We start from the raw sequence: 12475 nt of genomic DNA, 5'->3' as shown, positions 1-12475 counted from the left end.
TGAGCCTGGTTTTCAGGTATCTGTGAAGATGTCCCTAGCGTCCGTCTTCACAGATTTTTTGTATATGGCGGGGAATAGGGAATTACGACTGATATAGCAGTTGCCGCATCTATGCTGTTCACAGTAAGTATTTACCTATTGCCCATTGCCTATTCCCTCCCCCCCTAGCCCCCCGTGCACGGGGGGTTTGGGGGGTTTGTTCCCTATTCCCTTAAGAATTGGGAAAAGAACGCCGATAATTGCGTAGGGTTTGAATTAATCTGCCTCCTCGTTTTAGGGCAATATCGGCTAGTTCTACAATCCATTGATTCGGTATAGCTTGGGGCTGCACCGCCGCAATATAATTGAGAGCTTCCGTTTCTTTTCCGATTCCTAAACGATATGCATATAGGGTAAATGCGATCGCAGTTGATCGGCTAATTCCCGCTTGACAATGAATTAATAAATCTCCTTGATGGGCGCGAACAGATTTCATAAAATGAAGGGCTTTTAAAATATGTTGAAGATTGGGTAAAACATATTCAGGATCATAGTAGGGGGTATCAATATCATCAAATTCTAATCGTAACCGATTCGGAACTTGATCAAATCCTTCAGGAAGTTCACTACCCGGACTACCAATAGAAATTAAATGGCTAATATTTGCGCCTCGAAATTGTTTTAAAATATATTCACCTACTTCTGCCCTAGAAGCAATCCAGAGTTTGGGTAAATTAGCATGGGGAGAATCAATACCAGAATCAAATAATATTTTAAATAGGGTTTTTGACGAAGGAGAATCTAATTTTTTTAAAGCTGTTTCTGCCCAGGAACGAACATAAATATCCGTATCATTTAAGGCGATTTTTAGCCCCCCAATAGCTAAGGGAGTATTCATAGATTGAATGGTTTCAACCACTTTTGCCCGCACAAACGGATCGGGATCATAAATTTTATTTAATAATTTATTGACAATAAAATCTCCTCCAATTCGACCTAAAACCTCAACAACACGGATTCTTACATCTGAATTACCATGATTAAGAGCCTCTAACAACACCTTAACTGCAAAGGAATCGCCAATGGTTTCTAAGCCATAAACAGCATTAGTATAAACATAAAATTCTCGATCATCAAGGGAATTTTTTAACCCAATAATTGCTGCCGCTCCCCCTAAACATCCCAATGCAGTTGCCGCCCGACCTCGAACATAATGATCGGGATCGGAGACTAAAATTTCTCTTAATTTTGTTATGGCTAAACGATTTTTAATTTTTCCTAAAGCGGTGGCGGCTCGCCAACGAACCTGACTATCTTCATGGTGCAAAGCCAGAATTAATCCTCGAATTGCCCGATCGCTGCCAATTTCTCCTAACCCCCAAGTTGCCCAAAGACGGACTTTTTGCTGGGGATCTTTTAAGGCTTTTAATAAAGAAGATTCAGCAACTTGACCGATTTGAGCGATCGCCCAAGCTGACCAAGCATTCACCAATTGATTGTTATGATGTAATCCTTTAAGGAACCAAGATAGTAATAGAGGCGAACGGGTTTGTCCCAACAGACGAATTTTTAAAGCCAGGGGAATATTTAACTGGAGTACCAGAGAAAAAGCTTTAATTTGAAATTCAGGTTTAACATTTTTTGTTAATAGTATTCCTTGAATAATATTCAATTTTAAACCAAAATTTACCAATCGCAGAATTAATTCTTCGGACTCAACCTCTACCAAAACCTTTGCCAGAAAATCAAAAGTCAATTTCCCCCGCAAATAGTCTTGTTTGAGTTGTTCATCACTTAACTGATGCAGTTGTTTTTTGAATATCTCAACATCTGAATAATTAATCATTGAATTGGGACAGACAGGGGAGCACCGGGAGCAGGGGACATCTCAACGTAGTGAGTCCTTTAGGACTCTCTGAGAGGGATTACCGGGAGGTAAACTCTTGCTATTACCCATTCCCTAATTGCCTATTCCCTTATTCAGTTCTTATTTTATCAGAAAAATGGGTTTAAAACCCCTAAGTTCTACTTAGGCTTTTTATTGAGTTGTCAAGAATATCCAATAGTGTTACCATAACGATAACAGGAAAGGTAAATAACCTGTATAAAAACCTAGTTGCCTAACGGTAAAACACGCTCACCTTGACAAGTGAATCTATAGGGTTCTACTGCACAGTTTTAGCCTCTCCCCAGCAGTGGGTAAAAGATTCGTGGGAGCTAGACAACCAGTTTTTGAAACTAATTTGTTTCAATTAAAAAAGAACTCGCATTCATGCGAATAGGGTAGGGCATACCCAAATTTACGCTTGGGGAGAATCCCACCTCTGGTTAAAGCACTGCAAGGTACTTTGATTAAGTGGTTTCGCCGAACCAAGAATCCCCACGCCTTCAGGCACCGGGAGTGTCAAATTGGTTTGGAGACTAATAATAGGATTAGTTTCACCCAAAACCTGCTAAAGTTGGAACCTGTAGCCCCGGTATGGCATAGGTCTATTATGGCGATTATTTCTTCAAAAAAGCAGTCCCCTGAACCCGAACCGTCTGATGAGTTTTCTGGGTTGGCGGCTCCCATGGCTAAAAAATCCAGAAAATCCAAGAATAGTGAGCCGACGGATGAATTGGATTATTTGTTAGAAGCGGAAGCGACACCCGAAGAAGAAATTAATCGTCAACAGGATGAGAAAATCCGACCCCATCGTTTAGAAGATTATGTGGGACAAAAAGATTTAAAAGAGGTTTTATCAATTGCGATCGCCGCTGCCAAATCCCGTCAGGAACCTTTAGATCATTTATTATTATATGGCCCCCCAGGATTAGGAAAAACCACCATGTCCCTAATTTTAGCTTCGGAAATGGGGGTAACTTGTAAAATTACCACGGCTCCAGCCCTAGAAAAACCCAGGGATATTGCGGGATTATTAGTCAGTTTGAAACCAGGGGAAGTATTATTTATTGATGAAATTCATCGCTTATCTAAAGTGGCGGAGGAAATTTTATATCCGGCGATGGAGGATTGTCGATTAGATATTACCATTGGTCAGGGAAGATCGGCAAAAACTCGGAGTATTCCCCTGAAACCTTTTACGATTGTGGGCGCTACAACCCGGGTAGGTTCTTTAACGGCTCCCCTGCGCGATCGCTTTGGAATTATTCAACGGTTACGCTTTTATGAAGTAGACGAATTAAGTTTAATTATTCAACGGAGTGCGAAGTTATTAAATACTCCTATAACCCCAGAAGGCGCGATCGAAATTTCCCAACGGGCTAGGGGAACACCTCGAATTGCTAATCGTTTATTACGTCGAGTTCGGGATTATGTACAAGTTAAAAGTACGGGGGAAATTAATGCAGAAGTGGCGAATATTGCTTTGGAATTATTTAATGTTGATCCCCTGGGATTAGATTGGACGGATCGAAATATGTTAACAGCTATCATTGAAAAATTTAAAGGGGGGCCAGTGGGATTAGAAACCATGGCGGCAATTACGGGGGAAGATACCCAAACTATTGAAGAAGTTTATGAACCCTATTTAATGCAAATTGGGTTTATTCAACGGACAAATCGGGGTCGTGTGGCGACGCCTGCGGCTTGGAAACATTTGGGATTAGATCATCCTGAAAATAGTTAAATTAGCTATACTAAGAATTGCAATAATCATGGGTGAATTATGTCAGGGACGATTTTTCTCTTAGCTGATGAGACTCAGCAAGAAACTCTGGTGGACTTTGTGACTCAACACGCGAATGTTCTTTCCCATTATCATCTAGTGGCTTTAGACAATATCGCAACGGCTTTAACTCAACAGACCTGGTTAAAGGTTGAGACGGTTTTGCCTTTGCGACAAGGGGGAGATGTGGTGATCGCGTCTAAAATCACTGCAAGAGAAGAAATTGTAGCTGTTATTTATTTAGTAGAATCCACCCAAACCCACCTTTATGAATTCCCGCTTTTAAATTTATTAAGAGTTTGCAATATCTATAATATTCCGATCGCCACTAATATTGGAACCGCCGAAGCCATTGTTGTGCAATTGCGACGAACTCGTTCGGCTCATTTGATTTTTAATCCCGTTGCTGGAGTAGGAAATGCCAATCAAGATTTATTATTAATTCGGCAATTATTAGAACCCTATTTTCACTTAAAAGTTTGTTTAACAACCAGAGAAAATGATCCGACTCAATTAGCTCAAGATGCGATCGCAGAAAATGTGGATTTAGTCATCGCATCGGGGGGAGATGGTACGGTTTCCGCCGTAGCTGGAGCCGTGATCAATACTAATATTCCCTTGGGAATTATTCCTAGGGGAACTGCTAATGCGTTTTCGGTAGCCTTGGGAATTCCAACTAATATTCAAGGAGCTTGTGAAGTAATTATTGCCGGATTAACCCGCACCGTTGATATGGCTTATTGTAATAGTTTACCAATGATTTTATTAGCAGGAATTGGGTTTGAAGCGGAAACAGTTAATAAGGCGGATCGAGATGCAAAAAAACGCTGGGGGCCCTTAGCTTATATTATGGCGGGATGGCAACAATTAAAAGAACAAAAAGACTTTGAAACAACAATTGAAATTAATGGCGAAATTAATCAAGTTGAAGCCGCCGCCATTACCATTGCTAATGTCGCCCCTCCTACTTCGGTTTTAGCCCAAGGTTTAGGACAAATTGTTCCTGATGATGGATTATTAGAGGTTTTAATCTATACATCTCCGGCGAATAAAATGCAGGCGGTGGCGGGAATGATGGGTTTATTGGGGGCGGGTTTACTGAAAGTAGAAATTCAACGGGATAATTTGATTGCATTTAGAACTCAACGGATTAGAATTTCTACAAATCCACCCCAAAAAGTAGTTGTAGATGGGGAAATTATTGGGACAACACCGATAGAAGTGGAATGTGTTCCCAGGGGATTAATAATTATGACCCCGGCTTTTTCATCTTTAGCAACGGTTGAAAGTATAGAAGCTATTGATGGGGTTAAAGTTGATCAAATAGGGAATAGTTTAACTGATTGATAACATTGTTTTTAGAGAAGGCGATCGCCTAAGTTATCCTCCATTTACCGAACCAAATTAATAACATAACCATGAATAATTCCCTCGACAATGACTCCCTAGTCCCGCTTAAAACGTTGTTGGGCTTTAGCCCTCTCTGAACTTGTTGTTGGGCTTTAGCCCCCTCTGAACTTGTTGTTGGGCTTTAGCCCTCAAGAAGACTAGGCTGAAGATATCTTATCGTTTCTTACCATGATTCCTTAATCCCAGCAACCGGATAACTAACCCCGTTAACCCCGCCCCGATCAAGCCTATGATCAGGCTCAAAAACAGTGAAATAAAGGGCATTAACGCAGATTCTGGAATTGTCAAACTCCTCAAAACTTGCCCTAAATTCTGCTCTACAAGGGTTTTTGCTTCCTCTGATTTGATAATAGTAACAGGTGCAACAACATTGGGGAATTGTCCAGAAATCGAAGCCGTTACAGAAGCCGCAGCTAAACCCGCACCGACAATACCGAGTGTATTTTGAAATGTGCGATCGCTCTTTGCTTCTCTGACTTGCAAGTTAACTCGAATTAAGTTGACTGCAACTTCTAGCATTTTTACCCCTGCACTCAGATTTTCGTAGTCTTTGCGAACTTGTTTTAAGTATTTATTTCGAGCGTCGGAATGAAACTGCTCTAAGCATTTTACTTCATATTCTGGGTTTTTTTCAAATACCTTTGCAACTAATTCTTTAAGCTGTTGGCGGTAGTTATCCAGATTAACTTCAATCGTACTTCTCTGAAATTCTAAATAACTGAGATTGATGGCATAATCAGAAAATAGATTGTCAGCATCACTGACTTTTTTACTAAGTTGGCCCAAATTATACCCTTCGTATCCTTGAGTTTTAAAGTCTTTGACGTAACTTTGAACCTCTACAAATTTAGCTTCTAAATCTCGTTTAAGCACCCGACTTTTTACATAAGCCCAAAGAATTTTATGGCGATGACAAAACAATTGCATCCAGTGATCAATTAATTCTGCTGCGTTTTCTATTGCCTCTAAATTAGGATATAATATAATAATTACATGAGGATTTTTTTGCTCTAAATTGTAGGGTGCTTTTTGAGGAATATCGTTTAAATTATCGGGGTTCCATTCAAAGAATCTTCCCCCTAATAACTTTCCCTTACCTTGGGGTTTTCCTTGACAATCTGGTTTTTTTTCTACTAGCAAATTGTAACATTTTTGAGCCAGATTTTCAACATCATCTGAATCATCTGATTCTATTTTAATATCTGAAGGGAGTATACCACTAATTAACCAAGTTTGCCCTAAGCTACCCCCTTGATAGTTGAGAACCTTCTCACCAACTATAATTTCTTTGAGCTTTGTTATTTCTTCAATAGAAGTATTAGACTTCTTATCGCTTACCGAACAGTCAACCATCAGCGCATCAGTATCACTCAGTTGCACCGGATAGTAATATCCTTCATATTCAGGCGGAAGGTTGAGCGTTTCTGTAAATTCGCATTCCTCTGTTAATAACTCTACAAATTCTGTTTTCCACTCCATTTTTTCAGGCACGGGAGATGCTTTAATAGAATTTTTTTGAGGGTAATCGCGCTTTCTGAATGCCTCCAAAATTTCTGTTTTCCATTTAGTTTTTTCTGGAAATTGGGAAGATATAATATCCTTTTTTAAGGAGAGAGGCAATTTATCTAAAAATACTAGCTCATTCTCTTTCAGAGTAGCCAAATCCTGCCCTAGTCCCTGACGCAAATCGTAGAGATAGAGGTCAATTGTGGGATAAATCAGATGATCTGTCATATTAGAATAGAGGAGGTAATGTTCGTGGGAGTTTATCTGAATCAGCAGAAACTTGTGACAACTTGTCTAATAGAGGCTGAAAGAGCTTTTTGCTAACTTCCGGCGGATTATTACTTTTGAGAATCGGGACAACAATATCATTAATAATTGTGAGACTTGGAGAACGCTTTGATTTTTTAGGTTTAGGACCTAGCTTTTCCATTTGGTTGTGTTCATTACCAGCCTGAAGTGTTTCTAACACTTCTTCTGAAGTTGGCAAGTAATCTAAATTTTCACTATTTTCTGTTGCTAGAAAACGAATTAATGCTGTTTGATACTTGGTAAAACTTTCATTTAATTTATCGTTTGATTGGATTACAGACATTAACTTAGCGTGGGTTTTGTCCCTCATTTCAGGATGGCGTTTAAGCTGTTCTCCTATTGTAAAAAGTTCCTCTTGCTTGTCATCGTTAAGAGCGACATCTGGATGATCTCTAATTGCCAGAAGCAGGGCCAGGAGAGTAGGGAGAGCAGGTGGTTGGCTCATGCTGGGGGTAAAGTAAGTTAGAATTGCTCTTAATTATAGTAGAATCAGACGCGATCGCATTCTTGCTTTGATTTTTAATCTCTTTCATTCCTCTTTAGATTTCATCATCAAGCGCCCACTCTCGTTCCATTTTCTCTAAGTCTTTAGCTGCTCCCAATTGCACAAAGATTTGGTGGGCTGTATCGTAATGCTGTTGGGCAATTTCGGTATTACCACGCCGCCTTTCAAGCTGTGCTAAATCGTAGTTAGTTTCGGCAATATGCCAAGTCATTCCTAATTCTTCCATTTTCGCCAAAGCTTCTTTTAATAACTTTTCGGCTGCGTCTAAATTACCTCTACCGAGTTCATTTTCTCCTAGACAACCTATTGATATCGCGATCCCAGACTGATTGCCCAATTCTGTCCTTAATTCCAAAGATTGGCGGTAGAGGGCTTCGGCCCCATCCCAGTTCCCTCGATCGCGCTCGATATCTCCCCACGATGCCCAAGAGGATGCCATGCCAGCACGATCGCGCAATTCTGTCTCAACTTCCAAACATTGGCGGTAGAGGGCTTCGGCCCCATCCCAGTTGCCTCGATTGCTCTCGATATCTCCCAACAATCCCCAAGAGGATGCCATGCCAGCGCGATCGCGCAATTCTGTCTCAACTTCCAAACATTGTCGGTAGAGGGCTTCGGCCTCATCCCAGTTCCCTCGACAACTCTCTATATATCCCAACGATGCCCAAGTAGCTGCCATGCCAGCGCGATCGCGCAATTCTGTCCTTACTTCCAAAGATTGGCGGTAGAGGGCTTCGGCCTCATCCCACTTCCCTCGATTGCGCTCGATAGATCCCAACACTCCCCAAGAGGATGCCATGCCAGCGCGATCGCCCAATTCTGTCTCAACTTCCAAACATTGGCGGTAGAGGGCTTCGGCCTCATCCCAGTTCCCTCGCTTGCGCTCGATATCTCCCAACATTCCCCAACAGGTTGCCATGCCACTTTTATTTTGCTTTTTTTCTTCAATGGCTAAGGCATCCTGAAAATATTTCTCTGCTAAATCCCAATTGCCAGTATCGCGATAAATTGAGCCTATGTCTCTTTTATACCAAGCAATTTCGTCATCATCAACATAAGGTAAAATTTGCTCGTATAAGTCCTTTAATAAAGTCCAGTGTCCCCAGAGTCGGAGATATTTTTCTAGCGTCCCCATCAATAAGCTAGAAGCCTCGCGGTAATTGCCTAACTGAAAAGCAAAATATTGAGCTTCTAAAACAGGACGTAAATCATCTAAATTCTTAGGATTTTCGACATTCTTACCGGAACTATAAAACTTATAAACACTTTGCATCAAGTCAGGTAATACATCTTGATATTCCCCTTGCAAAAACTCCACAATTACCCGATGCAAATCATAAAAATCTTCTCCCTGCTCTTCGTCATAGCGACTTTGCACCAAACAACTATCTAGCAAGCCCTCTAAAATTAATCGTGTTTCCCCAATTTCAACCTCGGTAAATTCGGCAGGTTCTTCTAATATTGCGGCCATCTCAAATCTATGATCTTTTTCCAAGACATCTGTATACAAGCGCAAGAAAGTCAAACCTCGAATATCTATCCCCACCCGCAAAACGCACATCCGCCGCAACAAATCCCGTGCAGCTTCACTTTGTCGCGATAGTTGTTCTCGCAGCATGGGTTCTGCCTTGCGCGTCACCAGGTGCGGGTGCTTGCGGAGATACCCCGGTTTATCTTTCCCCAAACTAATTAACTGATTCAGTAACAAAACGTGCCCTCCCACCCGTTCCGCGATCCAGTGCAAATCAGCCTCACAATCCTTTAACTTGCGCCGCAAAATTTCTATTGATGCGGCCACTGATACCCCAGGCACAGTTTCGATCGCGACCAAATCGGCATCGGGTTCGGAATCAGGATAACGCAAATCAGCCAAGTCAGCCGGAACTTCTCGACTGGTTAAAATCACCTGAGAAGAATGGTTGCCGTAGGCGAAAGCATTCAGCAACTTACCCCATTCTGGTAGAATCGCGTTACCAGCTTGAGGGTGACTAGCCGGATACAAAATACTTTCGAGGTTATCGAGTAAAATAATGGAGCGTTGCTGACGCAAACCCGTCAAAATCAGGTTAATTTTATGGGTGGCATTTGTGATAGTTTCATTAACATCAATTTGCAAACCTCGCAACAGAAACCCCGCGACTTCATCAAAGCTACTGCCCTCTTCTGCTTTGAAACAGATCGCGCCATTGTAGATACTATCTGGAGCTAAAGAGGCTGTAGTTAAATTTGCCCCCAATGCTTCTAACAATTTGGCCGCCAAACTAGACTTACCAATACCCCCTTGTCCCACCAAAACCAGCATTTTCAAGAGTGTTTCAGGAGACACTAACTTATCTTTGAGTTGTTGGAGCAAATCATCACGTCCCACCCACACGGGAACAGTGCGAAGTGCCTCTATCCCCACTACCGTTTTTTCTTTAATAGCAATAGTAGGTGGCAGCGTACTAACTGTTTCTTCCTGATCAATTTTTACTCCCTGAATGAGTTGAATTGCTCCGCCAGAATTGTTAAAAACTGGACGCTGGGGAAAGTTTCGCCAGTATTCATTAGTTTGTATTTGTTGCTTAAAGAAAGCTGCTAAAGAAAGGTTATCTATCCATTCGCCAACTCGACACTGATAGGGGTCAAGTCCTTGTAAAAGAATGCTAGTTAGTAGGCCGTGTTCACCAGTTGCGTAAGCAATTTCCGAAGCACTACAGGAGGCAATACAACAGCGATCGCTACCCGGATCGGCTTTATTTAATACGTCGATAAATTGGCCACCATGACAACAATCCAGCCAGATAATCTGCTGTTTAACATTACTTTCTAGTAAAATATCTCGCAGTGAATTTAAAGCTAAACCATATAATTCTTGCTCAGGATTAGTGTCACTGGTAGCTAAAAATCCTTCTTTTAAACCTCGCGGTTTTCGCAAACCGTGTCCAGCAAAAAACAGCAAGGCTGTATCAGGGCAATCTTTTTCTCCTATGCCAAACAGTTGGAGAATTTCTTCTTCTAATACCTTGATGTCAACTTCTTCTTCTCCATAACCAGGTTTAGGATTGACCTTGAATTTCTGATCAGCAATACCAGCAGGTAATCGGCGCACCTTAAAACCGCCGTAGGTTTCGAGAAGATGGGCGATCGCCTCCGCATCGAAAGCCGGTCTTTTCAAATTGTCCAGATTAAGATATCGGTTAATGCCGACTACCAACGCCTGTCGGTTCATGTATGATTAAGGCTACTCAGGCTGAAAGATTTTGATATCAACTATACCCTAAACCATCCCTGAATAAAATAATCAATCTTAAGTGCCACATTTGAGAGGAGAAATCTGGTTTCTCTGAAAGATTGTCGGTGGGAAACAATAAATTTATGCAGAAACCCGGTTTCTAGGTCGCTTGTGGGTTGTCGAGAATTATCGAGTCGAGTTAGTTTAATTGATTGCTAAATTTCAATAGTTTAATAGTTGCTTTTCATGCCTGGAGTGATAGAATTAAGGAAACTGCGATCATCCTATACCTAAAGGTTATTTAAGCCATGACGGAAATCATTTTCCTAGTAGAACCTGATGTTGAAGGGGGGTATATTGCCCAGGAATTAAAATGCTATGATGGGATTAATCTAAATCATCAAAAAACTTGCTTGAGAGGATTTTAATCATTATGATTCAAGAAATCAATGCCATATTTGATGGTAAATCCCTGCAACTGGAATCTCCCTTAAACCTAGATGTCGGTACAAGGGTTAAAATTATTGTTGAAACAATATTACCCCAAAAACAGCCCCCTAAAACATTTCTTGAAACCGCTCAGTCCTTACAGCTACAAGGCAATCCAGATTGGTCTGAGAAAATTGATCAGTATTTATATGGGGAAACTGTTTCTGATCATGAATGAAGTTTTTTTAGATACTTCCTTTGCCATCGCGCTTTCTTCAATTACAGATCAAAATCATGCACGGGCTGTTCAATTGGCTCATCAACTGCAAGCTAGTCAAGCCCGTTTAGTCACCACTCAAGCTATTTTACTAGAAATTGGTAATGCACTTTCTAAATCTAAATACAGAATGGGGTTTAGTAGATTGTCTGTCATTTATCGTCATGCGGAATCGAGGAATTACTGATGCTCTAACTGCTGATACTCATTTCCAGCAAGCCGGATTTCGAGCATTACTAAAAAACTAGATCATGCCTTGAGTGATAGAATAAAGGAAACTGCGATTATCTTGTACCTAAAGGTTATTTAAGCCATGACGGAAATCATTTTCTTAGTAGAATCTGATGTTGAAGGGGGGTATATTGCCCAAGCATTAGGGGAATCAATTATTACCCAAGCTGATGATTTAGAAAGCTTAAAACAAGAAATAAAAGATGCTGTTCACTGTCATTTTATTGATGAAACATTACGTCCTAAGATCATCCGACTGCATATTGTTCAGCAAGAGGTAATTGCTTTATGAAATTACCCAGAGATGTATCAGGTCAAGATTTAGTAAAAGCCCTCAGAAGGTTGGGTTATGAAGTTAGCCATCAAACCGGGAGCCATATTCGATTAACTACACAAGAACAGGGGGAACATCACATTACCATTCCGGCTCATAATCCTTTAAAAGTGGGTACATTGAATGCAATTTTAAAAAATGTGGCTAATCACTTAAAGTTAGAGCGAGAAGAATTAATCAGTCTATTATTTGAGTAATCAATTAAGTATAGTCTTGATACTGGTAAAAGTCCCTATTATCAACATACTGATGTTAATATAACTGCCTTGATTTTGTTTATGAATTGAAGCGATCGCGCCTTTCATCTAACCTATGATATAATAGAGAATATTATCCTCGATTAAAACTTATGACCAACTTAAATCTTTCTATTCCCGAATCAATGAATCACTTTATTCAGGAGCAAGCAAATCAACAGGGTTATCCCAGTCCCAATGACTATATTTGTAGTTTAATTATGCAAGCACAAAAGCAAGTGGAACAAGAGCGATTAGAGCAATTATTAATAGCAGGATTAGAGAGTGGAACATCTATCGAAATTACGGATGAATGGTGGGAGAATAGAAGAAATCAATTAATTCACCAAGTCCCAATTTCTTAACGGGTTATCAGC

At 40.7% G+C, this 12475-nt stretch carries 11 protein-coding genes; 7 read left to right on the top strand and 4 right to left on the bottom strand.

Features of this window, described 5'->3' with window-relative positions:
- Positions 1–211: 211 nt before the first annotated feature.
- Positions 212–1825 carry a HEAT repeat domain-containing protein gene (locus tag AC559H_RS09680; RefSeq protein WP_026794432.1) on the bottom strand — a complete coding sequence of 538 codons (1614 nt, stop codon included), beginning with the start codon at positions 1823–1825 and terminating at the stop codon, positions 212–214.
- A 649-nt stretch (positions 1826–2474) separates the two neighbouring features.
- Between AC559H_RS09680 and ruvB the strand changes: the two genes are divergently transcribed.
- Together ruvB and AC559H_RS09670 are read left to right on the top strand one after the other, a co-directional pair.
- Entirely contained in the window at positions 2475–3608 is a 1134-nt protein-coding gene (ruvB, locus tag AC559H_RS09675) for a Holliday junction branch migration DNA helicase RuvB (RefSeq protein WP_026794431.1), read from the top strand.
- Positions 3609–3647: 39 nt separating this feature from the next.
- Positions 3648–4994, top strand: coding sequence for a YegS/Rv2252/BmrU family lipid kinase (locus tag AC559H_RS09670; protein ID WP_051319527.1), 1347 nt, complete (start codon positions 3648–3650; stop codon positions 4992–4994).
- A gap of 216 nt (positions 4995–5210) precedes the next feature.
- On the opposite strand, the gene AC559H_RS09665 is transcribed toward AC559H_RS09670, so the two are convergent.
- The 3 genes from AC559H_RS09665 to AC559H_RS09655 all read right to left on the bottom strand — a co-directional run bounded on the left by AC559H_RS09665 (position 5211) and on the right by AC559H_RS09655 (position 10588).
- Positions 5211–6791 carry a hypothetical protein gene (locus AC559H_RS09665; RefSeq protein ID WP_026794430.1) on the bottom strand — a complete coding sequence of 527 codons (1581 nt, stop codon included), beginning with the start codon at positions 6789–6791 and terminating at the stop codon, positions 5211–5213.
- Position 6792: 1 nt separating this feature from the next.
- A complete protein-coding gene (locus AC559H_RS09660; RefSeq protein ID WP_026794429.1) occupies positions 6793–7317 on the bottom strand; it encodes a hypothetical protein in 525 nt (174 codons plus the stop codon).
- A 94-nt stretch (positions 7318–7411) separates the two neighbouring features.
- The gene (locus AC559H_RS09655) at positions 7412–10588 is read right to left on the bottom strand and encodes a tetratricopeptide repeat protein (protein ID WP_051319528.1); all 3177 of its coding nucleotides are present in this window, start codon (positions 10586–10588) and stop codon (positions 7412–7414) included.
- A gap of 436 nt (positions 10589–11024) precedes the next feature.
- Between AC559H_RS09655 and AC559H_RS09650 the strand changes: the two genes are divergently transcribed.
- The 5 genes from AC559H_RS09650 to AC559H_RS09630 all read left to right on the top strand — a co-directional run bounded on the left by AC559H_RS09650 (position 11025) and on the right by AC559H_RS09630 (position 12463).
- Positions 11025–11258 (top strand): hypothetical protein, encoded by a 234-nt coding sequence (locus AC559H_RS09650; protein WP_026794428.1) that lies wholly within the window; start codon positions 11025–11027, stop codon positions 11256–11258.
- The gene (locus tag AC559H_RS09645; protein WP_202806300.1) at positions 11251–11484 is read left to right on the top strand and encodes a type II toxin-antitoxin system VapC family toxin; all 234 of its coding nucleotides are present in this window, start codon (positions 11251–11253) and stop codon (positions 11482–11484) included. The genes AC559H_RS09650 and AC559H_RS09645 overlap by 8 nt, the downstream gene beginning before the upstream one ends.
- A gap of 126 nt (positions 11485–11610) precedes the next feature.
- On the top strand, positions 11611–11820 hold the full coding sequence (locus tag AC559H_RS09640) for a hypothetical protein (RefSeq protein ID WP_026794427.1): 210 nt from the start codon (positions 11611–11613) through the stop codon (positions 11818–11820).
- The gene (locus AC559H_RS09635) at positions 11817–12059 is read left to right on the top strand and encodes a type II toxin-antitoxin system HicA family toxin (RefSeq protein WP_026794426.1); all 243 of its coding nucleotides are present in this window, start codon (positions 11817–11819) and stop codon (positions 12057–12059) included. The genes AC559H_RS09640 and AC559H_RS09635 overlap by 4 nt, the downstream gene beginning before the upstream one ends.
- 152 nt (positions 12060–12211) lie before the next feature.
- Positions 12212–12463, top strand: coding sequence for a ribbon-helix-helix domain-containing protein (locus AC559H_RS09630; protein ID WP_026794425.1), 252 nt, complete (start codon positions 12212–12214; stop codon positions 12461–12463).
- Positions 12464–12475 lie beyond the last annotated feature (12 nt).

The sequence above is a fragment of the Planktothrix prolifica NIVA-CYA 540 genome (genome assembly GCF_963864145.1).
Classification (GTDB): Bacteria; Cyanobacteriota; Cyanobacteriia; order Cyanobacteriales; family Microcoleaceae; genus Planktothrix; species Planktothrix agardhii.
Note: the sequence above shows the minus strand (reverse complement) of the source record. Positions and strands in the feature narration are given on the sequence as shown.